General features: G+C 38.4%; 25 protein-coding genes. 18 read left to right on the forward strand and 7 right to left on the reverse strand.

Annotated features, from left to right (window positions below; all coding sequences use genetic code 11):
• Positions 1-13: 13 nt before the first annotated feature.
• Positions 14-193 (reverse strand): hypothetical protein, encoded by a 180-nt coding sequence (locus tag ACFSGI_RS20430; RefSeq protein WP_204826047.1) that lies wholly within the window; start codon positions 191-193, stop codon positions 14-16.
• On the reverse strand, positions 190-543 hold the full coding sequence (locus tag ACFSGI_RS20435; RefSeq protein ID WP_379284237.1) for a sigma-70 RNA polymerase sigma factor region 4 domain-containing protein: 354 nt from the start codon (positions 541-543) through the stop codon (positions 190-192). Before ACFSGI_RS20435 ends, ACFSGI_RS20430 begins: the two co-directional genes overlap by 4 nt.
• 275 nt (positions 544-818) lie before the next feature.
• Here ACFSGI_RS20435 and ACFSGI_RS20440 point away from each other — a divergent pair, with 275 nt between their 5' ends.
• Both ACFSGI_RS20440 and ACFSGI_RS20445 read left to right on the forward strand, forming a co-directional pair.
• Positions 819-1,334, forward strand: a complete 516-nt coding sequence (locus ACFSGI_RS20440; protein ID WP_204826049.1) for a DUF2179 domain-containing protein — start codon at positions 819-821, stop codon at positions 1,332-1,334.
• Between the two features lie 137 nt (positions 1,335-1,471).
• The gene (locus tag ACFSGI_RS20445) at positions 1,472-2,320 is read left to right on the forward strand and encodes an aldo/keto reductase (RefSeq protein WP_204826050.1); all 849 of its coding nucleotides are present in this window, start codon (positions 1,472-1,474) and stop codon (positions 2,318-2,320) included.
• A 103-nt stretch (positions 2,321-2,423) separates the two neighbouring features.
• Here the strand turns inward: ACFSGI_RS20445 and ACFSGI_RS20450 are convergent, their stop codons facing one another.
• Positions 2,424-2,990 (reverse strand): PadR family transcriptional regulator, encoded by a 567-nt coding sequence (locus ACFSGI_RS20450; RefSeq protein WP_204826051.1) that lies wholly within the window; start codon positions 2,988-2,990, stop codon positions 2,424-2,426.
• Between the two features lie 155 nt (positions 2,991-3,145).
• Here ACFSGI_RS20450 and ACFSGI_RS20455 point away from each other — a divergent pair, with 155 nt between their 5' ends.
• Positions 3,146-3,634: a phenolic acid decarboxylase gene (locus tag ACFSGI_RS20455; protein ID WP_204826052.1), complete on the forward strand. Its 489-nt coding sequence runs from the start codon at positions 3,146-3,148 to the stop codon at positions 3,632-3,634.
• 118 nt (positions 3,635-3,752) lie between these two features.
• Here the strand turns inward: ACFSGI_RS20455 and ACFSGI_RS20460 are convergent, their stop codons facing one another.
• Complete coding sequence (locus tag ACFSGI_RS20460) at positions 3,753-4,769, reverse strand: substrate-binding domain-containing protein (RefSeq protein WP_379284241.1); 1,017 nt, start codon at positions 4,767-4,769, stop codon at positions 3,753-3,755.
• Between the two features lie 309 nt (positions 4,770-5,078).
• Between ACFSGI_RS20460 and ACFSGI_RS20465 the strand changes: the two genes are divergently transcribed.
• Positions 5,079-6,122 (forward strand): aminoglycoside phosphotransferase family protein, encoded by a 1,044-nt coding sequence (locus tag ACFSGI_RS20465; protein WP_204826053.1) that lies wholly within the window; start codon positions 5,079-5,081, stop codon positions 6,120-6,122.
• 124 nt (positions 6,123-6,246) lie between these two features.
• On the opposite strand, the gene ACFSGI_RS20470 is transcribed toward ACFSGI_RS20465, so the two are convergent.
• Complete coding sequence (locus ACFSGI_RS20470) at positions 6,247-6,456, reverse strand: TM2 domain-containing protein (RefSeq protein ID WP_204826054.1); 210 nt, start codon at positions 6,454-6,456, stop codon at positions 6,247-6,249.
• Positions 6,457-6,617: 161 nt separating this feature from the next.
• On the opposite strand from ACFSGI_RS20470, the gene ACFSGI_RS20475 reads away from it, so the two are divergent.
• From ACFSGI_RS20475 to ACFSGI_RS20510, 8 genes are all read left to right on the forward strand, one after another.
• Positions 6,618-7,616 (forward strand): glycosyltransferase, encoded by a 999-nt coding sequence (locus tag ACFSGI_RS20475; RefSeq protein ID WP_204826055.1) that lies wholly within the window; start codon positions 6,618-6,620, stop codon positions 7,614-7,616.
• A gap of 220 nt (positions 7,617-7,836) precedes the next feature.
• A complete protein-coding gene (ascB, locus tag ACFSGI_RS20480) occupies positions 7,837-9,267 on the forward strand; it encodes a 6-phospho-beta-glucosidase (RefSeq protein WP_204826056.1) in 1,431 nt (476 codons plus the stop codon).
• A gap of 263 nt (positions 9,268-9,530) precedes the next feature.
• Positions 9,531-10,361, forward strand: coding sequence for a BglG family transcription antiterminator LicT (gene licT, locus ACFSGI_RS20485; protein ID WP_204826057.1), 831 nt, complete (start codon positions 9,531-9,533; stop codon positions 10,359-10,361).
• A gap of 258 nt (positions 10,362-10,619) precedes the next feature.
• On the forward strand, positions 10,620-12,560 hold the full coding sequence (locus ACFSGI_RS20490) for a beta-glucoside-specific PTS transporter subunit IIABC (RefSeq protein ID WP_204826058.1): 1,941 nt from the start codon (positions 10,620-10,622) through the stop codon (positions 12,558-12,560).
• A gap of 91 nt (positions 12,561-12,651) precedes the next feature.
• A complete protein-coding gene (locus ACFSGI_RS20495; RefSeq protein ID WP_204826059.1) occupies positions 12,652-13,620 on the forward strand; it encodes a nucleoside hydrolase in 969 nt (322 codons plus the stop codon).
• A 152-nt stretch (positions 13,621-13,772) separates the two neighbouring features.
• Positions 13,773-14,096 carry a type II toxin-antitoxin system Phd/YefM family antitoxin gene (locus ACFSGI_RS20500; protein ID WP_204826060.1) on the forward strand — a complete coding sequence of 108 codons (324 nt, stop codon included), beginning with the start codon at positions 13,773-13,775 and terminating at the stop codon, positions 14,094-14,096.
• Positions 14,096-14,410 (forward strand): type II toxin-antitoxin system RelE family toxin, encoded by a 315-nt coding sequence (locus tag ACFSGI_RS20505; protein ID WP_204826061.1) that lies wholly within the window; start codon positions 14,096-14,098, stop codon positions 14,408-14,410. Before ACFSGI_RS20500 ends, ACFSGI_RS20505 begins: the two co-directional genes overlap by 1 nt.
• A gap of 160 nt (positions 14,411-14,570) precedes the next feature.
• Complete coding sequence (locus tag ACFSGI_RS20510; RefSeq protein ID WP_379284247.1) at positions 14,571-16,226, forward strand: sensor domain-containing diguanylate cyclase; 1,656 nt, start codon at positions 14,571-14,573, stop codon at positions 16,224-16,226.
• A 71-nt stretch (positions 16,227-16,297) separates the two neighbouring features.
• Here the strand turns inward: ACFSGI_RS20510 and ACFSGI_RS20515 are convergent, their stop codons facing one another.
• On the reverse strand, positions 16,298-16,555 hold the full coding sequence (locus ACFSGI_RS20515) for a helix-turn-helix domain-containing protein (protein ID WP_204826063.1): 258 nt from the start codon (positions 16,553-16,555) through the stop codon (positions 16,298-16,300).
• Positions 16,556-16,583: 28 nt separating this feature from the next.
• Complete coding sequence (locus ACFSGI_RS20520) at positions 16,584-17,126, reverse strand: sigma-70 family RNA polymerase sigma factor (RefSeq protein ID WP_204826064.1); 543 nt, start codon at positions 17,124-17,126, stop codon at positions 16,584-16,586.
• A gap of 368 nt (positions 17,127-17,494) precedes the next feature.
• Between ACFSGI_RS20520 and ACFSGI_RS20525 the strand changes: the two genes are divergently transcribed.
• From ACFSGI_RS20525 to ACFSGI_RS20550, 6 genes are all read left to right on the forward strand, one after another.
• Positions 17,495-18,733, forward strand: coding sequence for an ABC transporter substrate-binding protein (locus tag ACFSGI_RS20525; protein WP_204826065.1), 1,239 nt, complete (start codon positions 17,495-17,497; stop codon positions 18,731-18,733).
• Positions 18,734-18,757: 24 nt separating this feature from the next.
• Positions 18,758-19,627, forward strand: coding sequence for a carbohydrate ABC transporter permease (locus ACFSGI_RS20530; protein ID WP_204826066.1), 870 nt, complete (start codon positions 18,758-18,760; stop codon positions 19,625-19,627).
• The gene (locus ACFSGI_RS20535) at positions 19,627-20,451 is read left to right on the forward strand and encodes a carbohydrate ABC transporter permease (RefSeq protein ID WP_204826067.1); all 825 of its coding nucleotides are present in this window, start codon (positions 19,627-19,629) and stop codon (positions 20,449-20,451) included. Before ACFSGI_RS20530 ends, ACFSGI_RS20535 begins: the two co-directional genes overlap by 1 nt.
• A 184-nt stretch (positions 20,452-20,635) precedes the next feature.
• Positions 20,636-21,193 (forward strand): MarR family winged helix-turn-helix transcriptional regulator, encoded by a 558-nt coding sequence (locus ACFSGI_RS20540; protein ID WP_204826068.1) that lies wholly within the window; start codon positions 20,636-20,638, stop codon positions 21,191-21,193.
• A gap of 59 nt (positions 21,194-21,252) precedes the next feature.
• Positions 21,253-22,437 (forward strand): MFS transporter, encoded by a 1,185-nt coding sequence (locus tag ACFSGI_RS20545; RefSeq protein WP_204826069.1) that lies wholly within the window; start codon positions 21,253-21,255, stop codon positions 22,435-22,437.
• 123 nt (positions 22,438-22,560) lie between these two features.
• Positions 22,561-23,946 carry an amidohydrolase family protein gene (locus ACFSGI_RS20550; RefSeq protein WP_204826070.1) on the forward strand — a complete coding sequence of 462 codons (1,386 nt, stop codon included), beginning with the start codon at positions 22,561-22,563 and terminating at the stop codon, positions 23,944-23,946.
• Positions 23,947-24,024 lie beyond the last annotated feature (78 nt).

A 24,024-nucleotide genomic window follows, 5' to 3' on the forward strand; every position in this document is an offset into this window, starting at 1 on the left:
TTGAATATGAAGATCATTCTGTTAAGCCTGCTGTCACCAGTTCTAACAATTCGGTACGTAATGTCTGCATCGCATCTTCATATGGCATCCGCAGATATTTACTCAAATGCTTCATATCTTCTTCATAGTAATCAAGTAACGCTAACATTGCTGCTTGATCCTGCTGTTGCTGAACCAATTGTAAAAGATTCACGAACTGATCTTCTGAGAGAGGTAATGCAAGCTTTTGCGCTTCCATCGGTTCACCGCCTGTTGACTAATTTGTAGTTGTTCTGCTAATTGCGCTTCGGTCTGTTGATGTAGATATAATCCTTCAATAATTTGCTTACCTTGAGCAAAAGGTAATGTATTGATAAGCTCCTGAAGAAGGATATCGGAATACGATTCTTCCATATGGTAAGGTGTATACGTATTGGCTTCGGTCAGTGTATTGAACGACTGGTATTCAGAACGAATCCGTACTTTATTGCGATACTGGATACGCCACGCGATCTGCTTGAGTTGTTTACGATATTGCTCGGATAACGAAAGAGTCTGTTCCATCATCATATCTCCTTTAAATAGATTTCCTTATTTTGTTACTTTAGGGAACTTATGTTCTTATTTTATAATAAAAAAGAAATGATGAGGTTGGAGATAAGAGTAATTTATAGCGATTTATAAGCTGATTTAAAGCGAGGAAAAAGATGGTCGTTATGGAAAAACCTTAATTGATACTTGATCCCATGTGTAGAAAGAGATAGTGTAGAGGTTGAATATCTATAGATCACTAATGACATACACGATTATGTTGAAAAAGAAAGGTGTTTTTGCACGTTATGCTTAAAATTCTAATGTTTATTTTTCTGATTCAGATTGTATATGTAACAGCGTATACGTTACGAACGATACTTACACTCAAAGGACAAAAATATGTAGCATCTGCAATCAGTATTGTCGAAGTCGTTATCTATGTGATGGGACTGAATCTGGTGCTCAAATATCTGGATCAACCGCTAAGTCTAACCGTATATGCGATAGGATATGGACTCGGTATCCTGCTCGGCTCATGGATCGAAGAAAAAATTGCGCTCGGGTATATTACAGTCAAAGTGATTAGCGATGTGCCGAATCAACGACTAGCAGAAGTATTGCGGGACAAAGGATATGGTGTTACATCATGGCTTGGACAAGGACGCGATGGTGATCGAATTGTGATGGAGATTTTAGCCAAACGCAAAAATCAGGATAGTCTGTATAAGACCATCCTGTCTGTCGATCCCAAAGCGTTTGTCATTATGGTGGAACCGCGTGAATTTCATGGTGGCTTCTGGACGAAAGCAATTAAGCGTTAAATCATACAGCAATATAATTTAGTAGCATATTTGAAAAGGTACTCCTCTATATTGAGCGGATCCCAAGCTATCCATGTTTACCAATGGTTCAATGGTTTAAATAATGATTGAAGCAAAATAAGAGGAGGGCTTTTGATATGCACACGAACGTTCCAACAAAAAAACTAAATGATGGACTGGATATTCCAGCAATCGGGCTGGGTACTTATTCGCTTAATGGTTATAAAGGTGCTGAATCGATCAAGCAAGGGATTGAAGCAGGTTATCGTCTGATTGACTCTGCTTTTAACTATGAAAATGAAGGTGCTGTAGGCAAAGCAGTACGTGAAAGTTCAGTGCCACGCGATCAGTTACGTGTCTGCTCCAAATTACCGGGACGACATCATGCGTATGATGAAGCATTAGTAACAATTGAAGAATCACTGCTTCGCACAGGACTTGATTATTTCGATTTGTATATTATTCACTGGCCTAATCCAAAAGTAGATAAATATGTAGAAGCATGGCAAGCGATGATTGAAGCGCAAAAGCGCGGTTATGTACGTTCGATCGGAGTTAGTAACTTTTTACCTGAGCATCTAGAACGCATTATTGCAGAGACAGGAGTAGCACCTAGTCTTAATCAGGTGGAGTTGCATCCGTATTTTGAACAGGCAGAGCAACGAGCAGCCAATGACAAGCATCAAATCATCACTGAATCTTGGAGTCCACTCGGTCGTGGTCGCGGAGAAAGTGTATTGGAAGACGCTGGAGTAAAAGCTATAGCAGATGCTCATGGAAAAACACGGACACAGGTGATTTTACGCTGGCATACTCAATTAGGTGCTGTACCGATTCCCAAAGCAGGATCGCTAGAGCATCAACAAGAAAACTTAAACATTTTCGACTTCGAGCTGACACCTGAGCAAATGAGTACTATTTCCGCATTTAGTAAAGACAACAAACGCTTATGGGATCAAGATCCAGCAGAGTATCAAGAATTTTAAACAAACAATAGATTCACTTTATATCGTCTATAGTTGAGCATATAACATACAAAAAAGCATCCAAATGAGGATGCTTTTTTTGTATGTCATAGTCTATTCTTATTTATTGCACAAACAACTGCATATGTTGGGTTAACCATTGTACATAACTTTGTTCGCGTGCGATTGCTTTGGTCAGCACTAGATAATGTCCAAGATGAGGATGATCAAAGTTCATCATCTTCCCTTCAGTACGCTCTATACCGAATACAGGCAATAATTGCTGATATTCCTCTTCTAAATGAACTAACTTTTCTTGGCGCTGATGTAGTTGATGTTCAAATAATGTGTGTGCTTCTTCTCGTGATAATGTATGGATAAAATACATTTTGAGCATAAAAGCATCTTTTTCTGTTTCCGGTAAAGGTTCTGGAGATACCGCCCATGCTAACAGTTCTTTTCGCCCGGCATCTGTAATGGTATACATTTTTTTTTCTAACTTTTCGCCTTGAATCTGAGTACGGAAATGAAGAAGCCCTTCTTCTACCAGCTTGCGTAACTCCGGGTAAATCTGACTATGCTTGGCACTCCAGAACTGCCCGATTTCTTTTTTAAATTGGCTGGTTATATCGTAACCACTGTATTCTTGACGATACAGTAGACCGAGAATCGCAAATTTTAATACCCTCACTTTTTCCATCCCCTTTACATCATCATTCGTATATTTGACCATAGCATATCATAGTGTTAAAATAAACATGTTGATATTTACATGTTTTACAAAACAGTTTGCAAGACAGAGTGAATGATAATTGAATTCAAATTCTAGAAAGCAGGTGCTGTACAATGGAAAACTTTGTAGGAAGTCACATGATTTATACGTATGAGAATGGTTGGGAATATGAGATTTATATCAAAAATGATCATACGATCGATTACCGTATTCATAGTGGTATGGTAGCTGGACGTTGGGTACGCGATCAAGAAGTGGATTTGGTGAAATTGACAGAAGGTGTATACAAAGTAGCATGGACAGAACCTACAGGTACAGATGTAGCGCTGAACTTTATGCCTCTTGAAAAACGTATGCATGGTATTATTTTCTTCCCGAAATGGGTACATGAACATCCTGAAATTACTGTTTGTTACCAGAATGACCATATCGCTTTGATGGAAGAATCCCGCGAAAAATACGAAACCTATCCTAAATATGTAGTACCTGAATTTGCAGATATTACATTTATCGAAAATGCCGGAGTAGACAATGAACAAGTCGTTGCCAAAGCACCGTATCCAGGAATGACAGACGATATTCGCGCAGGTAAATTCAAATAAAATTTGTATAATACACATTATGACCGTAATAAGGTTTATCTATAATCAATACAGCAAAAAGGAACGTCGCGATGACGCTCCTTTTATTTTTTTCTACAAATTAAATTCCTGCAAATGATTACGTCGCTGTATGCAGTGGAATAACCGATTCACGCTCGATCACACGTCCAGGAACAAGTGCACGTCCAAAAGTATAATAAGGATTACTTACTTTTTTCAAAATAGATTGCACAGCAAGCTTCGCCATTCGTTCCACATCGACTTCAACAGTAGTAAGTGGTGGTCTGGTGAGGGTCGCATAAATATCATTATCAAATCCTGTAACTGAATAATCGTGAGGAACAGTATAGCCTAGATCTTGTAATTTAGTAATCAGATTATGAGCGACTTGATCACAATTACATACAAATGCACTCGGCATAGGATCAGGTAATTGAATATCGATATACGTTCCATCTTCATCACGATCATCTAATATCCATTGAGATTGTAAAGGGATTCGATGTTCCAACAACGATTTGTAATAACCTAAAAAGCGATCTTGAATACTGCTCGTTGAATAAAGTGTACCTACATAAGCAATATCTCGATGACCACCACGAATCAACAGATTAGTCAATTCATAGGCTCCATAGAAATTATCCGTAACCACAGCATCCATATCGACATGCTCATCATAGAAGTCGAGAAAAATCTTAGGTAACTGCATTTCTTGCATTGCTTCAATATAAGGCTTGCCTATCTGCCCCAAAATAATCAAACCGTCTATTTTTTGCTCATAGTACAATCGCGGCAACGTCAGTGTCGATTCTTCTTGTTCTCCCAAAGTGGTCATAATGCCGTAATAACCACCTTGCTCTAGAATTTTGGCAATATATTTATACATGCGAAAATAAAAAGAATGATTGGTGCCAGTAAATCGCTCCGGGATCATCACCCCGATATTGTACGATAAGCCGTCTTTCATCGATTTGGCGGCGGTGTTATACCGATAGCCCATTTCTTCGGCAACTTGTTTAATCTTTTCTTTTAGACTATCGCTCACACCATCTTTATCTCCAAGCGCTTTGGAGACGGTTACACTACTGATATTCAAGCGATCTGCGATATCTTTCATCGTTACTTTATGATTCACAAGCGCACCCCTTTGTACTGGATCTATTGCATCTATATGTGAAGGTTTATCGGTAGCTTATTACTATAGATATGAACGTTCGCTGATTCCAATTCATCAAAAAAAGCTGTAACAGATTAATACTAATTTTTTTGCAAAAGGCTGTCAATTGATGATTAGTGATAGCCAGGAGCTTACAGCGAATCACATCATAAGTGTAACCGATAACAGCAACATAAAGGGGTTCGCTTGATCTTTGACTCCAAACACTTTACCGTATAATGAATAGCAATACATCACGCATCTTTACCAACGATAGGTGGAATATAGATGGAACAATCACATCTAGAACAAATAGTCCAACAAGCGATTACTACGAGTGTTTTATTAGATGATTATTATGTCAGTGAACAAGAAGTGATCTATACCAGTCTGTATGGAGATCATATCGAACGATTTCGTTTGAAGGCGAATCAACAATCTTATATTTTAAAAAGATTACCTGCCGATCAGGAGCCATATCGAGAATTATGGGTATACAAGCATATTATGCCACTGTTGCCAGAACACTATCCGAAATTAATCGCTTATGCCGCTAATGACTGGAACGATGATCTATCCGGGTATAATAATGCTGCTCAACAGTATAAAAGGTATACGTCTTCATGGATCGTTTTGGAAGATGTAGGAGAGATTCAGCATATCCATCAAGAACAGACTTTAATAGAGATGATCGATCAGATAGCAATTTACCATAGTAGTGATACTTCGTCGATTCCCAACATGCCGACTGAAGGGCAAAAGCCATCGATCACAGTGCTACAACAACAATTGTTATCCCAATGGGATGATTTCTATACATTAATACAAGATCGGGTGCAACAAGGTAATACTCATACAGATTGGATATCTTTGATCTCCGAGTTAAAGCAGGATATTCAGCAAAGGGAATGGATACAATCTACTGTTCTGTGTCATGGTGATCTGCATGCAGGCAATTACGGTCTTACGCCAACAGGGCGATTGATTATCTTAGACTGGGAACATTGTCATCTCAATATACCGTTTTGGGATTTGTATCATGTAATCGATCTATCTCATCCTTTATTCCCGCGGGCTATGGATATGAATTTGCGGATACGATTGTTATCACGATACTGGGAACAACAGGTCAATCCGGTACAATCAAAGTCAGATATGATAAAGCAGTACAGTGTATTTGCTATTATCTTTTCTAGCTGGATGTTGTTATTGATCGAGCGAGATTTACAGCTAGAGCAACCGATCTGGTCACATGCTCAATTATATGTGCAACAAGCAGAAGTATGGGAGCATCTAGAGCAGTGTATCCTGTTATGGCAATCGTATAGATAAGATCGAATGATCAATAGACAATCCAAAAAAACCTCGAAAGCTATTGAGTAGCCAACGAGGTTTTTTGGATATTTCAAATCTTATATATTTCGAATCTTGTATCTTATTCTTTTGAAGAATGAGCTTAGAATTTCAATTCATATCCTTCTTTATCACGGAATTTACCTAAAATAATAATGATAATATCAACAATAACCCAGACACCGCCTAGACCGGCTGTAAATAACATCAATAATCCTGTTCCTACTTTACCTACATAAAAACGATGTATTCCTAAATATCCAAAAAAGATACACAATAATAAGCTGACTAGATTACTTTTACGACTATACATAATGTTCCCTCCAAAGTGTGTTACTTATGATATTACATACGCATGTCCAGTGGTGAAGGTTCCTCTTTTTTTCGTTTAACGGTATATTTAGTATATACACGCTATACATGGATTGACGCAATAATTAAAAATAATAATAGAACTACTGGTGGAGGAACATTATGCAAAAAGTTGGACTTCTTATGCGCAAAATTCAATTTACTGAAAATCAAGGCCCACGTGTATTTGCTGAACGATTACAGACATTGGGACGAGAATTAGGGGTAGATATTGTATTTATTTCACCAGAACGTCATGTGAGCGGATATGATTGGTTACCTGGATATGAACATGAGAAAAGCGATCTGGTTAACTACGATATCGTATTGGATCAGATTCATAAAGAACAGATAGAACATGTTATTTATACGGTTTCTGGATTTACGTATTTGAAAATGTTTTTGCCCAAAAGTGTGCTGTTCCCGCATAGTTTCCCTGATCCGGCACTGACAGGATATGAGATGATGAAGCCTTTTTATAATATGGTCGACAAAGCGGTCGTACAGACTCCTTTTCTCAAACGGCAACTGGCTTCGCAATTCAATATTCATGATGTTGATGTGATTCCCATTGGCTTTAGTGAGACGTTAGCGAACAAACATTTTGATCCATCTCAAGTAGTGGATAATCGTATCTTATGGATTGGACGAGATGAAGAAAATCGCCGTCCTGATCTGGTGCTCAAGTATGCTCGCCAGAATCCAGACAAAGAAGTATTTATGGTGTTCGGGGGAGAACGTTATCGGGAGAGTATGCAGAAGTACGATATTCCTTCCAATATTCATTTACGATTTGCTTTATCGCAAGATGAGATTTTCCAGTTGATGAATTCCAGTAAAGTGTACTGGAGTTGCTCCAAATTCGATACGTTTGCGATGCCACTTACTGAAGCATTGGCAATGGGTAAAATTGTAGTCAAACCAGAGCATCCTTGTTATGACCATATCAGCTCGACCCATGCTTTTGCTGGTAATGAACGTAACTGGTTTGAACTGGTGAATATGGCGGCGGCTTCTCCGCGTTCCTTTTCACAGGACAATCGAGATTATGCGTTTGATACATTTTCCAGTTCGATTATGAGAGAAGGGTATCGTCAGTTCTTTTCTGAATGGTTAAAATAACAGCAGGTCTCGTCTCTATCGTGATGTTGATTGACATCCCTTCGTATCCTTGATACAGTTTTGATGAACAGAATAGACTTCTCATGGGATGTTACCATTCGGGCATAACCTGAACCAACCTGATTGCACATATAGTGTAAACAGGTGAGTTCAGGTTTTTTTATTTTCTGGTTCGATGGAGGCATCTGCTTTTAAACTCACATACAGGAGGAGAAATACAATGACAACAACATTTCCACAAGGCTTTTTATGGGGAGGAGCAATCGCTGCCAATCAAGCAGAAGGAGCTTATTTAGAAGATGGAAAAGGGTTAAGTATTGTTGATCTATTACCTACAGGAGAAAAGCGACGTGCGATTATGAAAGGCAATGTGCCTTCGTTAACGCCGCTAGAAGGAGAATTTTACCCTTCTCATGAAGCAATCGATTTTTATCATCGTTATCCTGAAGATATTGCGTTACTTGCTGAAATGGGTTTTAAAGTTTTGCGTGTCTCTATCGCTTGGGCGCGGATTTTTCCTACAGGCGAAGAAGAAGTACCTAATGAAGCAGGGTTATTATTTTATGATCGGTTATTCGATGAATTATTACGCTATGGTATTCAACCGGTTGTTACCCTTGCTCACTTTGATGTACCTATTCATCTGATTGAGAAATACGGTAGCTGGCGTCATCGTCAATTAATCACTTTGTTTGAAAAGTATGCGATTACTGTTTTTACACGTTATCAGCATAAAGTAAAATACTGGATGACCTTTAATGAGATCAATATGTTATTACACTTGCCGTTTTTAGGAGCAGGTCTTGTATTTGAAGAAGGGGACGATATTGAGCAGATCAAGTATCAAGCCGCTCATCATCAGCTTGTGGCGAGTGCTTTAGCTGTCAAAGCATGCCACGAGATTATTCCAGATGCTCAAATTGGTTGTATGCTTGCCGCAGGTAGTTTTTATCCATTTACATGTAATCCAGAAGATGTCTATCAAGGGATGGAAAAAGATCGTGAATCGTATTTCTTTATCGATGTCCAATCACGCGGAGAATATCCGGGATATGCAAAACGCTTTTTCCGGGATCGTGGATTAGATATTCAGATGGAAGCAGAAGACGCAGAGATTTTGAAGCAACATACTGTCGATTATATTGGATTTAGCTATTATTCGAGCCGTACAACAAGTACAGATCCTGAAGTAAACCAAAAGATGACCAGCGGTAACGTATTCGGTTCTGTAGCGAATCCTTATCTTGCCAAATCCGAATGGGGCTGGACGATTGATCCGTTAGGTATGCGTATTACAGCCAATCAATTACATGATCGTTATCAAAAGCCTTTATTTGTAGTTGAAAATGGTCTGGGCGCACATGATGAAATGCTTGCAGATCAAGCTATTGATGATGATTACCGGATCGATTATTTGCAAAAACATATTGTAGCGATGAGTGAAGCAATCCAAGATGGTGTGCCTATTATTGGATATACATGCTGGGCTCCGATTGATATTGTGAGTGCTTCTTCAGGTGAAATGCGCAAACGGTACGGTTATATTTATGTCGATCGTGATAATGAAGGAAATGGTACGCTTCAGCGGATAAAGAAAAAAAGTTTTGCATGGTATCAACAAGTGATTCAATCTAATGGAGCAGATGTCTGACATCTTTATTTATAATCGCTTGAATCAGGGTAGAGTGATGCCGGATGGAAGTCCAGTGGAAAGCTGATTTCCATCTGGTGATCTATCCTTTGTCCAAGCGTTGACAAGTATCTATCACCTGCATACACTAGACGTAACTTTATAGATAAGATCAAGAGTACACTGATCAACGACAACCAGATGAACCATAATACACATATGTATAGGCTGTGGAATCTGTTGTCTGTTAGAGATGTGAGGTAAAGAAATCAAGGGGGCAAGCTATGCGAATTGCCAAAGTCATTAATAATAATGTAGTTAGTATTTATCAAGCCGATGGATCAGAGTTAGTGGTCATGGGGCGTGGCATTGCTTTTAAAAAGAAACCGGATGATAAGATCGACGAAAGCAAAATCCAAAAAGTATTTGCTTTGAAAAACAAACAGACATCCGATAACTTTAAAATGCTGTTGCGAGAAGTGCCGATTGAATTGATCGAAATTGTAGAAAATATAATAGTCTATACCAAAGAAACGCTAGGCAAAAAGTTAAATGAAAATCTGTATGTTTCACTAACCGATCATATAAATTTTGCTATTGAGCGTTACCGAGAAGGATTAGAGATCAAAAATGTACTGCTCTGGGAAATCAAACAAATTTATAGAGAAGAATTTGGTATAGGACTCAAAACATTAGAGCAGATTAAGCATAAGCTCGGCATCGAATTGCCAGAAGATGAAGCAGCATTTATCGCTATTCATATGATTAATGCAGAAATGAATGAAGAAGTCTCCACGACGATGTCGATCACCAAGTTTATTCAACAGACACTAAATATCGTAAAATATCATTTTAAAAAAGAGTTTGATGAAGATTCACTCAGTTATTTTCGCTTTGTGACGCATTTGAAATTTTTTGCACAACGTGTATTGAAAGGCACCCATTATAACGATAATTATGATCATTTATATATGATGATCAAAGAAAAGCATCACGAAGCGGCAGCCTGTGCTGAAAAAATTCAAAAGTTTGTAGCAAAGGAATACAATTATCAATCGACTAACGAAGAGTTATTATATTTAACCGTTCATTTAGAACGTGTTATCAATCGCTAATACTTGCTTATTTATATATGCTTGTAAGCGTTGACAAAAATACAAAATCAGTATATTCTAAGCACATTGAAATAATCGAAACAGGTAACAACACAACTAAATAAGTACATCCGGGGTTGTTACTGGTGATGCAGGCAAAACCTAAGTTCTGAAAAGTAGTGCGATCGATTGATCCGCTATTTTTCAGGGCTTAGGTTTTTTGTGTGCTCAAAAACAGAAATCAGCAGGTTATATCAATCAAAATGAGGAGTGAACAGTATGGATTTTGAGAAATTAGCGAAAGAAATTGTTACCGGAGTCGGCGGAGAAAAGAATGTGATTTCGCTGGTTCACTGTGCTACACGCTTACGATTTACATTAAAAGACAATGCTCAAGCAGACACCGCATTATTGGAAAAAAATCCAGGTGTGATTGCAGTCAAAGAAAGTGGCGGACAGTATCAAGTGGTGATTGGCAATACAGTTCCTGAAGTGTATGAAGCTATAGGTAAAGTATCGACTATTATTGATTCTTCAGACAATGATCAGCAGGCTGGAGAATCCAAAAGTAAAAAAGGATTTGGAGCTGTTATTGATGTGATTTCCAGTATATTTGCTCCTTTGCTTGGTGTAATGGCAGGAGCGGGTATTCTCAAAGGATTGCTATTGATCTGTAGCAATTTTGGATGGTTAGAAGCGAAAAGCAGTACATATATTATTTTATTTGGTGCCGCAGATAGTTTGTTTTATTTTCTTCCTTTACTGCTTGCCGTTACAACAGCACGCAAATTTGGCGGTAATATATTTGTCGCTTTAACGATTGCAGGAGCATTGTTGATTCCTTCAATTACTGCGCTGAATGGAGCTGAAAGCGCAGTTACCTTTTTCGGTATACCGGTTGTGATGATGAGTTATTCTTCTACAGTGATTCCGATTATTATTGCTATTATTGTGATGAGCAAGCTAGAGAAATTTTGTAACCGTCGTATTCATGAAAGTGTCAAAAACTTTATTACGCCGCTGATTTTGCTTGTGATTATGGTGCCTTTAACACTTATGGTGTTCGGGCCATTCGGTGTGTATGTAGGTAATGGTATCGCAGATATATTAATCGCTGCTTTTTTATTCAGTCCATTGATTGCTGGTGCGCTTTTGGGAGCAGGCTGGCAGTTGTTTGTTATTTTCGGTGTGCATTGGGGACTTGTGCCTGTATTTATTAATAATATTGCTGTCTATGGTCGTGATGGCATCAAGCCGGCAGCAACAGCGTCTGTATTTGCACAGACAGGGGCTTCATTAGGAGTAATGTTAAAAACCAAAAATAAAAAACTTAAAACACTTGCAGGTTCAGCCACATTATCAGCGTTATTTGGTATTACAGAACCGGCGGTATACGGTGTGACATTGCCACTTAAACGTCCATTTATTGCCGGTATTATTGGTGGGGCAGTGGGTGGAGCTATTATCGGGCAAGCAGGAACACAAGCTTTTGCTTCCGGTGCACCAGGGTTACTGACGTTACCTATTTTTTATGGGCCAGGTGGACAAGGATTTTCAGGATTGATTATCGGTATTACCGCTTCTTTTGTTACATCTGTTGTGTTGACGTATATTCTTGGATTTGAAGATCCTGTAGAAGAAGAACAGCAAGATGCTGTATCGACAACAACAGCTTCTCCTGCTTCTCTTCACCGTACAGTACGGGCAAGCGATACAGTACTTAGTCCGCTAAGTGGTACAGTAGTAGCTTTGAGTGATGTACCTGACCCTGCTTTTGCAGCAGAAGCTATGGGCAAAGGAATCGCTGTTGAACCTTCTGAAGGTCGCATCGTTGCACCATTTGCCGGAACAGTCACTGTTGCTTTTAAAAAGAAACATGCGCTAGCAGTAGTATCTGATGATGGACTGGAAATTCTGGTGCATGTCGGTATGGATACAGTGAAGCTAGACGGAGAACATTTTACTTCCTATATCCAAGAAGGCGATCGGGTAAGTGTAGGTCAGCTTTTGCTCGAATTTGATATTGCCCGTATTCGTGAGGCTGGTTATTCCACTATTACTCCTGTGATCGTCACAAATACATTTGATTATACAGATATTGTACCTCTTCAGCAGACAGTAGTGACTCAAGGAGAACCGTTATTAGAAGCTGTCGGTACAGAAACCAATGGTGAATCTACAACCCATACAGTTATGTCTAATCCTAAGTATTCCACCTGAACAGTATCAATAAAGTAGTAGTCAAATGTGTATAGGATTGCTATGCTTTTAAAAGGATTATTCAAAGAAACAGTAAGGATGTGGAACAACCATGACAACATTACGCAAAGCGATTATAGATACTGACACCGCCGGAGACGATACAATCGCTATTTTGACAGCACTTCACCATTTTGATGTGCAAGGCATTATGATGACAGGTGGCAATGTGCAATTCGATCAGGAAGTCGAAAATGCTCTGTATACGATTCAAGTTGCAGGTAAAGGCGGAGCAGACGGACAGATTCCTGTCTACAAAGGTTGTGAACGCCCGCTGATGACTACATGGAATCAAGAACAACATCGCACCGTAGAAGATGTACATGGTAGCGATGGAATGGGCGGTTCCAACTTTCCACCAGCGATCCAACGTCCAGCCGATGGACATGCTGTTGATTTTCTGATCGAAAGTGTACATAAATATCCCGGCGAAATTCATTTGCTTGCGATTGCGCCACTAACCAATATCGCGATGGCTATTCAAAAAGATCCAACCATTGTGCCGAAAATCCCTCATTTATATGTAATGGGCGGAACGAATAATGCACTGGGCAATATTACGCCAGCGGCTGAATATAATTTCTATGTCGATCCAGAAGCCGCTCATATCGTTCTACGTTCAGGGATTCCAACCACGATGGTTGGTTGGGAAATGTGTACCCGTTATTCGTTGATGGACGATGAAGATCATGCAGAAATTGCACAACTGGGTACTGCTGGCGCAGACTTTTTCAAAGCAGTGAATCAAGTCGTTATGACATTTAACAAAGAAGTACATCGCCTAAATGGAACAACACACCCGGATACATTACTAATGGCGGTAGCGGCAAATGAAGCAGTCATGACGGAAAGCCATACGTACTTTGTCGATGTAGAAACCAAAGGCGAATGGACACGCGGCTACAGTGTTGTTGATATCAACGGACGACTGGGACAGACGCCAAACGTAAGAGTATGCGAGCAGGTGGATCGTCCTGTATTTAAGCAGATGTTACTGGATGTGCTCAATGCGATAAAGTAAAAGATAGGTATAGCATATGCAAATGTATTATCTAAAGAAAAGGCTGATCTTTTAGATCGGCCTTTTTGGTATATAAATTTAAAAGAGCTTTTATTAAAGCTTGAATAGAAGCGTTCTAAAAGGTATGATATTAATAAAAGGAGGTTGTGCTAATGTATAAAGTCTTGAATGTGCGTACAGAATCAATCACTAAAGCTCGTGCTAATTTTAATAAAGTAATTAAAGAAGTAAGAGAAACCCATGAACCTATATATATTTTATCCAATAATGAACCAAGTGCAGTTATTCTAGATGCTCAAAGTTATCAAGAAATTGTGGAACGAAATCAACAACTTGAAAGTGAATTATTATATGCTTATACTTCTCAACGTGTGCAAAATGGGAATTCAACATTAATACCTGCTGACGAAGTTGTAAATACAGATGTAACAAATAATCCTTATGCAGATCGAAGCGATGAGGAGTTATTTGATTAATGGCTAGGGTAGAATTCTGGGAAGAAGCTGCAAAAGATTATCGTCGTTTAGCTGGAAATCTACAACAGTGGGTAGATGTAGCGACAAAACGCTTAGAAGAAAGAGGTGCTGAGATTGGAAAGCCTCTACATAATAACAATTATTCGAATCTAGCAGGTATGAAAGAGTTAAAGTATGATAAATTAGGAATTCGTCTTATATTTAAAGTTTCGCAGAATGAGCAAATTGAAATCGTAGAGATTGTTGTTATTGGAGCAAGAGATGAAGGAAAAGTATTTAGAACAGCCGAAGCTAGACGACAAAAAAGAATATAAGTGCTACTAAAAAAGGCTAACTTCAAATGTTAGTCTTTTTTATATATGTATTTTTAACTATATAATTGTTCCAACATTTAATAGGTTTAAAAAATAATTAATCTCTCTCTTAAAAGAAACCGATATTAAAATAAAAGTCGAATTTTCGGGGGAAATGTCGGTGTCTGTCAAATTAAGAACTGCGTTAATTGTTACCTTTATTGCATTGTCGTTATTGCTATCTTTTGTACTGAGCACAACTATTAATTATTATTCTTCTAAAAGTATTAAAAATGAGATTGGGGAATCTCTAGCAGGAACAGCTTATCAGACAGCAGATAAGTTGGATAACTTTATGTGGTCCAGATCAGGGGAAGTAGAATTATTGGGGAGCTTGCCTGTTTTTGATAATAATCAAAATGTTCAAAATATTCAAGAAATGTTAGATCAATTACAATCTCATTTTCCATCGTTTTCATGGATCGGGTATACCGATACGAAAGGTAAAGTGTTAGCAGCTACAGATGGAATTTTGTTAGGAAAAGACTTGTCCGAGCGTCCTGTATTTCAACAGGGGATTCAGGGTAAATTTATCGGTGATGTACATGATGCAGTATTGCTAGCCAAATTGTTACCGAATCCGAGTGGAGAACCGTTACAGTTTGTCGATGTCAGTCTACCGATTCAAAATAGCCAAAACCAAACGATTGGTGTACTGGCTGCACATATGAGTTGGGCATGGGCGAAAGAAGTACAAGAAAGTGTCTTATTGCCGAACAAATGGGCAGATCAAAATGTCGATATGCTTATTGTAAGTAAAAAAGACCAGACTGTTTTATTGGGTCCACGCGATATGGTAGGCAAGCCTTTACCTTTGAAAAGTATAGAAAAAGCGCAATCACAAAAAGATGGTTGGGAACTTGAAAAGTGGCCGGATGGCAATACATACTTAACAGGGTATGCCTATGGAGATGGGTATTTGGATTATCCAGGGCTAGGTTGGACTGTTATTGTACGACAACCTGAATCAACAGCATTAGCATCTGTGTCTGAATTGATGCATTTTAATATCTGGATTACAGTTGCCGCGGCGATCTTGTTTGCTCTGATAGGTTGGTGGTTGGCAGAACGTATCTCGTTACCGATTCGCGCATTAACACGCACTGCTGATCGGTTAGCTTGTGGAGAAACGATTGAAATACCGAATGATAAAAGTTTTAGTGATATTGAACTACTGTCTGCTTCTTTGCAGACGATGGTAACATCGCTGAGTCAAAAAGAAGTAGAGCTGGATACGATGCAAAGTCTAGCGCATTATGATCACCTAACAGGTCTGCCGAATCGAAATGCATTGGAGACGTATTTAGAAGAAGCGTTTGAGAATCCCGAGCACCAGCCCTGTCTATCGTTTCTGTATATCGATTTGGATGGATTCAAAAAGGTCAATGATACATTAGGGCACCAGAGCGGCGATATTCTTTTGCAAAAAGTAGCCCAACGTCTATGTTATCTGACTCGTGAACATGATATTACTGTACGTCTAGGTGGAGATGAATTTCTAGTCGTGCTGAATATCGATCCTGCTCAATTGGATATACAGAAAGATACGGAAGCTTATGCTAACGATATTATTTGCAATCTGAACAAACCATTTATTGTAGAATATGAAAAAGTAAATATCGGTTGTAGTATCGGCGGAGCTGTCTATCCATATGATAGTGATAATCCGATCGAAATTATTCGTATGGCAGATCAGGCATTATATCAATCCAAACGTGCAGGTAAAAATCGCCTTACATTTTACCAGGAGCCCCTTTCACCTACCTCTATCGGCTAAAGGGAATGATAGGTATAAACAACAAGCTAGAGTAGAGTTTACTCTGGCTTTTTTGTTGTGTAATAGATTATTTACAAAGACAGCGTGCGCGCTGAAAAATCATCAGGATTAATAAAATTCCAAATATCCGGTATCTGCTCCAGATCATATTTGCGGACAGCTTCAATAATTTTGAGATGAATTTCTTGGCGCAAATCTTCTTGTTCTTGATAGGTCGTTTGCTGTAATGAACGCATAATTTTGGGTGCGAATTTATGGATTAAAAATAAAATAGCTTCTTCGTCTTCATTTTTAGCTTTTTGAATTAATGAGTGTAGAGCATGTGCCATCGTGGTTCCTCCTTACGTATCTTTTATTTTATCTCGGTTCATCTACATACTGAAGATACGTTTGTAATTTTTTAAGTGCTAATCGTTTGGTTTTGGAAATAGCTTGTTGTGTGACTTGAAGCTTAGCAGACACTTCTTTTTCGGTCATTTCATGAATATACAGATAACAAAGAATAGATTGCTCGCGATCGGTAAGTTGCTCAATCGCTTCATACATCCGTTTTTCAGTCACCACTTGTTGCCAGCTTTGTTCTACAAAATGATATGTATCTGTATCAGCAGGAAAAATAGAAGGAGAGGTATGATCTTGATCTCTATTTTGGTCTACGATTAGTTGATATCGATCTTTGTATAGACGGTTTTTCTTATCATAATTGATTGCGCTAAAATGAATAAGAGAAGCGATATAAGACGTAAAACGAGCTTCTAAAAAGAAAAGCTGAAACGCTTGATTAAGTTTTTGCTTATTTTGCGTTGTTGGATGATACATAGCTTGTTCCAAAAGTTGCTTATTGCTTTGTATACTCAAAAATGAGTGGATAATCGGGTTTTGCTCGGTTGTTATATTCATACGTATGACCTCCTGCACTGTATAGCATCAGTACAAATCTATTTACATAAAAAGATAGGTACCTAAAAAGTACAAATCTATATCTTTTTATCTATAAAGTTTAAAAAATGGAGGAAAATACAACTTCAATTCGGATTATTTTTGAAATATACTCCATCTTTATAACTATTTTTATATATCTACATACTGTATTTGATAAAAAAAGGTGTCAAAAATGGAAAAATATTTTTTAGAAATGATAGATTTTTAGCTTTTCACTATAAACGCAACGTAAAAATTTGTTGTAATCGTTTCCTTTTTGTCGGAATAGGGTATTTTTTGTTTATGTTGTTTATACAAGTAAAAGGATTGATGGAGGGGATGGTTAGATGAAAAGATGGGGGAGTATAGTGCTGATCGCGCTGTTGTTGGTTGGTTTATTGTCGGCTTGCAGTACGAGTACTAGCGGCGGCAAAGATGGCGTAGTGCAATTAGAATTTTTCCAGAACAAGCCAGAAGCCAAAGCTAGCTTCGATGAATTGATTGCCAAGTTCAATCAAGAACATCCAAATATTCATGTCTCTCAAGTAAATCCACCGGACGCAGAGACAGTGCTCAAAACACGAGTGGTCAAAAACGATATTCCTGATATTGTAGGCCTCGGGGCTACAGATACATATTCGTTGCTTGCGCAAAGTGATATTTTTCTGGATCTAACCGGCGATAAACTATTGCAAAATATTGACCCTAAATATGCTCAAATGCTGAAAGACGTTACAGGTATGGATCAAGTTACTGGAGTTCCTTTTGCTCTAAATGCAAACGGTATCATTTATAATAAAGAGATTTTTAAAAAGCTGGGCTTATCGGTACCCAAAACATGGGATCAATTGATAGCAACAGCCAAAAAAGCGAAAGCAGAAGGAACTATTCCGTTCTATTTCACTTATAAAGACGACTGGCAGACCAATCTACCTTTCAATGCGATGGGCGGTACATTAGTCGGTACAGACTTTTACAAAGAGCGTCGTGAAAATAAAACGACTTTTGTTCAAGCGTATCAAGAAGTAGCCAAAAAGCAATTAGAATTACTTAATTACGGTCACAGTGATAATTTTGGTAAAGCTTACTCGGATGGAAATCGTGCGTTCGCTAATGGAGAAGCAGCGATGTATATTCAAGGAAGCTGGGCGATCTCTGAGATTCGTAAAGTTAATCCAGATATTCAATTAGGATTTTTCCCGCTACCTGGTAGTAACGATGAATCCAAAAATAAATTAACCGCAGGGATCGATACATTACTGGCGATTTCCAGTCAGACAGAATACCCAGAACAAGCGAAAGAATTTATCGCGTTCTTGTTGCAACCGGCAAATAGCCAACAATATATCGACCAGCAAAATTTATTCTCTGCTGTGAACGGAGTACAGCAAAAAGACAGCAGTGTAGCGGAATTATTGCCGTATTTTGAACAGGGTAAAATTGTCGATTTTGTCGATCATTATATTCCAAGTGCTGTGCAATTGAACCCAACCGTACAAGCCTTTTTGCAAAATAAAGATATCAACGGGTTCCTGAGTACACTGGATAAAGAATGGGATAAAGTAGCGGCACGCAGAGCAAGCTAATCGATCGATGGAAGGAGTGATATGATGTCTAGCAAACGCATGGCAACTTATTATTGGATGACGATTCCGGCAGTATTGTTATTTTTCTTATTTCTAACTTTACCTGCGATTCAAGGGATTTTTTATTCATTTACGAACTGGAATGGTTTTGGTAAAGAATATGATTTTGTAGGATTTCGTAATTACGTCAGTTTGTTTACCGATAATGTAGTCGGTGAAGCTTACTGGTTTACGATTAAATACGCTGTTGTAGTTACGATTTTTATTAATATTTTTAGCTTGTTGATTGCGGTGGGACTCAATTCTCGTATCAGATTCCGCAATTTTTTTAGAGGCGTATATTTCTTGCCTAATATTCTTAGCGTATTGATTGTAGGTTACATCTTTAATTATTTGTTCTCTAATGTATTTACTGTATGGGGGCAGACACTCGGGATTAACTGGTTATCTACAAATATTCTTGGAAATGAAAGTCTGGCTTGGATCGGTATCGTGATTGTTGCGGTATGGCAAGGAATCGCACTGAATACGATTCTGTATCTAGCAGGCTTGCAGACTATTTCTCATGATCTGTATGAAGCGTCCAGTCTGGATGGCGCAGGCAAATGGCGCGAATTTTGGAGTATTACATTCCCGTTGATCGCTCCATTTTTTACGATCAATATGGTATTAGCAATGAAAAATGCATTGATGGTCTTTGACCAAATCGTTGCTTTGACCAATGGTGGGCCTGGACGTGCGACACAATCGATCTCATTCTTGATCTATACAGGTGGATTTGAAGGTGGAGAATTTGCTTATCAATCTGCGAACTCGGTTATTTACTTTATCGTGATCGCTGTTATCTCTATTCTGCAAATTCGATTCCTGCAAAGAAGGGAGATGGATATGTAATGGAAACACATAAACGTACCAACTGGACAGTCAATATTCTGGTAGCGATCGGCACTATTATCGTTCTGTTCCCTTTATATATGGCGATTACGATTGCTTTGAAAGATCCGCAACAAATGTCGCAATCGCTGTTTGGATTACCAACAACGTGGCGGTTTGATAACTTTGCCAGTGCGATAGAGCTGACTAACTTTTTCCAAGCTTTTCGGAACAGTGCACTCGTTACAACAGCGACAGTAGTCCTTACCTTGTTGACCAACTCTATGGTTGCTTATGCGATTGGACGCAATATGGATCGTAAATTTTTTAAAGGATTATACTTTTACTTTGTCAGTGCGATGTTTATTCCTTTTCCGATTATTATGTTGCCGATTGTTAAATTAACGTCTGCGCTACATATGACCAATCTGGTCGGATTGACTATCTTGCATACGGTATATGCTCTTGCTTTTAACGTCTTTGTCTATGTCGGATATATCCGTTCGATTCCAGCAGTGCTTGAAGAAGCGGCAACCGTAGATGGAGCAACGACATGGGGAACGTTCTGGCGGATTATTTTCCCGCTTATGGCTCCAATTAACGCTACTGTCGGAATACTGGTATGTTTGTCGACCTATAATGATTTCCTATTACCATTGATCATTATTAGCGATCAGAATATGTACACATTACCGTTAGTGCAGTACATTTTCCAGGGGCAATTCAATACCGATTATAATCTAGCATTTGCTTCGTATCTATTAGCGATGTTGCCGATGATTATTATTTATCTGTTTGCTCAAAAATGGATTATTAGTGGTGTAACACGAGGTTCGGTGAAATAAAGATTGGCAAAAATCCTTAAAAGTATCCTGATATTACAGGTATACTTTTAAGGATTTTTGTTAGTGTATCTCTAGGTTATCTAGCGATTGGCTACTTTTATTTCATATGGAGGATTGCTCAAATTATTTTTTTATGTATAATATAGTTAGATAATCTAATTATATATGAAAGTAGGTATTTTATATGGTTCGCAAACATTTTAATGAACAATCTTTACATAATCATCAACTACCCAAGTTAGGCAAAGTACCTTACGATGAGCTGTGTAAGCAAACATCTGCGCCAAATACTTCGATTGCTTCTGCTCAATTAGGTCTGTTAATGCTTTGGACAAGTGATCATATACTCGATATCGTCGATAATGCAATTGCTGATTATGATATTACAGAAAGTAAGCTTGATCTATTATTGCTAATTCAGTTACATGAAAATAGTGAGAAAGTGACTCCATCTGCTATTGCCGAACGTCTAAATATTCGTAGAGCATCTGTAACAGCGCTGTTGAATAGTGTAGAAAAAAAAGGTTGGATTATACGCGAGTCCAGTTTGGAAGATGGTCGGAAAATTTATGTTAAGTTATCCGCTACAGGTACAGCATTTGTTCAACGTATTTTGCCTGTATTTTGGTCTGCCTGTGCTTCATTAGTGGAAGGTTTAAGCGAAGAGGAACAGCAACTATTATCCAAAGTTATAGAGAAGTTGCATACACAAATAGAGCAACGATTCCAAATCGGAAGATAAATTTTTTTTGGATATATGATTAGATTATCTAACTATATAAAAAGAATGGAGATTTAGATATGCAAATTAACGAAAACAATTCAACTCTTTCAGAAGGAAGTTATTCCAAAATGACTGTCTTATTATGTTGGGCAGGCATGATTATTATGTGTAGTCTGTATCTTACTATTCCTTTGAGTTCTATATTTACCACACAATTCAATATTGATTCTACTCAAGCAGGATTGACGGGTAGTCTATTCTCATTAGGTTTTGCAATAGGCTGTTTATTTTACGGTGCTCTGGCAGATAAATATGGTCGTAAAAAGGTGATGACGATAGGGTTGTCTGCATTAGCAATCATTACGATTTTGATCGGGTGTACTCATCACTTTGCGATTTTATTGCTATTACGAAGTATGCAAGGAGTAGCAGCAGCTTCTTTTTCCCCGGTAGCGCTTGCCTATATTGTCGCTATATTTCCTAATCATCGTAAAGTGACAACGATTGGATTTGTTAGCACAGGATTCCTGATCGCAGGTATTGTAGGACAGGTCGCTTCAAGTTGGATCAGCACTTATTATGGATGGAATTTGGTATTTATTATATTTGGAGTCCTTTATGTAATTACCATCATTTGGCTTAAAGTCGGATTAATTCAAGATCATGTTCAACAACCTGATCTCCATATCTGGTCTTATCTTAAACAGTTAACATTAGTCATTAAGCAAAAAAATCTGATGCTTGCTTATCTAATCGCATTCCTTTTGTTATTTTCTTTTATTGTGATGTATATATTGCTAGAAAATAAGCTACAAAGCCATATTTTTGCATTAACATCTGTACAAATCTTATCGATTCGATTGATCGGTATTTTGGGAATGATGTGTTCACCATTTGCAGGAAACATTGCTCGTAAAATAAGTATACGCAACACCTTACTTTTGGGGCTTGGACTAGCGATAATCAGTCTGTTTATGATGGGATGGATAAATCATTTAGGATTGCTCATCGCATGCAGTGTAGTTTTTGTCGCAGGTATTGCGATTGCTGTACCTTCTTTAGTGGCTTTGGTCGGGCAACTAGGAGGGAAATATCGCGGCATTGCTGTTTCGGTATACACTTTTTTTCTGTTTGCAGGCACAAGTATAGCCCCAATCTGGTCAGTATATGCACTCTCTTTACAGCATACGCAGTCATTTATATATAGTGCATTATTGCTTACCGTAGGAGTTGTAGCAGTTTTTTGTATTCGTTTAAAATAATTCAAAATTATAAGACTTTAAAAAATAAAGCTACTACCTTTTGTTGAGTTAAATGATAGAAAGAGGTATGATAAAACAGTAACATCTATTTATTCTTAAAAAAGGAAAAAGGAGGAATTAGCAATGAATAAAAAAGGTTATATTTTGAAAAATGGAACAGTCTTGTCTATGGATCATACGATAGGGAATGTAAAGCAAGCCGATGTGGTGATTAACGGTTCAACGATTGAAGCGATAGGAAACGATCTACAACTGGATGAATCCGCTTATCATATCATTGATGCATCAGAACATATTATAATGCCTGGCTTAGTAGATACACATCGTCATATGTGGGAATCGCTAGTACGTACCGCAGGAACCAACTGGTCTCTGCCTGTCTATTTGCAAAATTTATACTATGGCGGTTTGGGAAGTCGCTTGCGACCTCAAGACAGTTATATCGCCAATCTATTAGGTGCTTTAGAAGCGCTCCATTCGGGTGTAACAACAGTACTGGATTGGAGTATGCCTTATTCTCCAGAACATACCGATGAATTGATTCGTGGGCTACAAGAATCAGGGATACGCTCTGTATTTGCGCTTGGTGTATCGGGCGAGACTGAATACTGGAATCGAGATAGTCGATTAGTAATTTCTGATGCAGAACGGGTCAAAAAGCAATACTTTACTTCCCAGGATCAATTGTTAACGATGGGGCTTGCAATACGTGGACCTGAATTTAGCCATTGGGATACGACAGTGACCGAAATCGGTATTGCCCGTAAATTAGAAGCGATCTGTTCGATGCATATTGGATTTGGCAACTGGGGAGCTGTCGATCGTTCAGTGACCAAGCTGTATGAAGCAGGCTTGCTCGGATCAGATTTGAATATGGTACATGGCAACAAAATGCAGACAGAAGAATACAAAATGCTAGTCGATGCAGGAGCATCATTATCGGTGACACCTGAAGTAGAAATGATGATGGGACATGGATATCCTGCCACTGGATTTTTCTTAGAGCAGGGCGGTATGCCTTCACTGGGTGTAGATGTAGTTACTTCAACTGGTGGCGATTTATTTGCTCAAATGAAATTTATGCTGCAAGCAGAACGAGCACGAGTCAATGAAGAGATTTTGAACAGTGGCAATATGCCAGGAGAATTGAATCTGTTATCTCAGCAGGTGCTTGAATTTGCTACAGTAGGTGGAGCCAAAGCATTGAAATTAGATCACCAAATGGGTCAATTAACACCGGGCAAACAAGCGGATATCATTATGGTCAGCACTTCTAATCTCAATACAGATTTGAATGTATTTCCGGTGATTGATCCTATTGGTGCAGTTGTACAATTCTGTCATCCATCCAATGTAGACACTGTATTTGTCGGTGGTCGTCTGATGAAGCAACATGGTCAGCTTGTAGGTGTAGATATAGAACGTGTACGTCGTCTTGTATCAGAAAGTAGAGAGTATCTGGATACTCAATATGTACTGAGCGATGCAGGTCGGGTCATCTATTCCTAATGGCTCTGATGATATAGATGAAAAGAATACACAAAAGAAAACAGGGACAGATCCATCATGATGATGAACTGTCCCTGT

The sequence above is a fragment of the Paenibacillus nicotianae genome (assembly GCF_042681745.1).
Taxonomy (GTDB): Bacteria; Bacillota; Bacilli; order Paenibacillales; family Paenibacillaceae; genus Saccharibacillus; species Saccharibacillus nicotianae.

Bases quoted from the DNA above. Each gene is read 5' to 3' on its own strand.
- ACFSGI_RS20435 (WP_379284237.1), bottom strand. From the start codon at position 543: ATGGAACAGACTCTTTCGTTATCCGAGCAATATCGTAAACAACTCAAG.
- ACFSGI_RS20440 (WP_204826049.1), top strand. From the start codon at position 819: ATGCTTAAAATTCTAATGTTTATTTTTCTGATTCAGATTGTATATGTA.
- ACFSGI_RS20445 (WP_204826050.1), top strand. From the start codon at position 1,472: ATGCACACGAACGTTCCAACAAAAAAACTAAATGATGGACTGGATATT.
- ACFSGI_RS20455 (WP_204826052.1), top strand. From the start codon at position 3,146: ATGGAAAACTTTGTAGGAAGTCACATGATTTATACGTATGAGAATGGT.
- ACFSGI_RS20465 (WP_204826053.1), top strand. From the start codon at position 5,079: ATGGAACAATCACATCTAGAACAAATAGTCCAACAAGCGATTACTACG.
- ACFSGI_RS20470 (WP_204826054.1), bottom strand. From the start codon at position 6,456: ATGTATAGTCGTAAAAGTAATCTAGTCAGCTTATTATTGTGTATCTTT.
- ACFSGI_RS20475 (WP_204826055.1), top strand. From the start codon at position 6,618: ATGCAAAAAGTTGGACTTCTTATGCGCAAAATTCAATTTACTGAAAAT.
- ascB (WP_204826056.1), top strand. From the start codon at position 7,837: ATGACAACAACATTTCCACAAGGCTTTTTATGGGGAGGAGCAATCGCT.
- licT (WP_204826057.1), top strand. From the start codon at position 9,531: ATGCGAATTGCCAAAGTCATTAATAATAATGTAGTTAGTATTTATCAA.
- ACFSGI_RS20490 (WP_204826058.1), top strand. From the start codon at position 10,620: ATGGATTTTGAGAAATTAGCGAAAGAAATTGTTACCGGAGTCGGCGGA.
- ACFSGI_RS20495 (WP_204826059.1), top strand. From the start codon at position 12,652: ATGACAACATTACGCAAAGCGATTATAGATACTGACACCGCCGGAGAC.
- ACFSGI_RS20500 (WP_204826060.1), top strand. From the start codon at position 13,773: ATGTATAAAGTCTTGAATGTGCGTACAGAATCAATCACTAAAGCTCGT.
- ACFSGI_RS20505 (WP_204826061.1), top strand. From the start codon at position 14,096: ATGGCTAGGGTAGAATTCTGGGAAGAAGCTGCAAAAGATTATCGTCGT.
- ACFSGI_RS20515 (WP_204826063.1), bottom strand. From the start codon at position 16,555: ATGGCACATGCTCTACACTCATTAATTCAAAAAGCTAAAAATGAAGAC.
- ACFSGI_RS20520 (WP_204826064.1), bottom strand. From the start codon at position 17,126: ATGAATATAACAACCGAGCAAAACCCGATTATCCACTCATTTTTGAGT.
- ACFSGI_RS20525 (WP_204826065.1), top strand. From the start codon at position 17,495: ATGAAAAGATGGGGGAGTATAGTGCTGATCGCGCTGTTGTTGGTTGGT.
- ACFSGI_RS20530 (WP_204826066.1), top strand. From the start codon at position 18,758: ATGTCTAGCAAACGCATGGCAACTTATTATTGGATGACGATTCCGGCA.
- ACFSGI_RS20535 (WP_204826067.1), top strand. From the start codon at position 19,627: ATGGAAACACATAAACGTACCAACTGGACAGTCAATATTCTGGTAGCG.
- ACFSGI_RS20540 (WP_204826068.1), top strand. From the start codon at position 20,636: ATGGTTCGCAAACATTTTAATGAACAATCTTTACATAATCATCAACTA.
- ACFSGI_RS20545 (WP_204826069.1), top strand. From the start codon at position 21,253: ATGCAAATTAACGAAAACAATTCAACTCTTTCAGAAGGAAGTTATTCC.
- ACFSGI_RS20550 (WP_204826070.1), top strand. From the start codon at position 22,561: ATGAATAAAAAAGGTTATATTTTGAAAAATGGAACAGTCTTGTCTATG.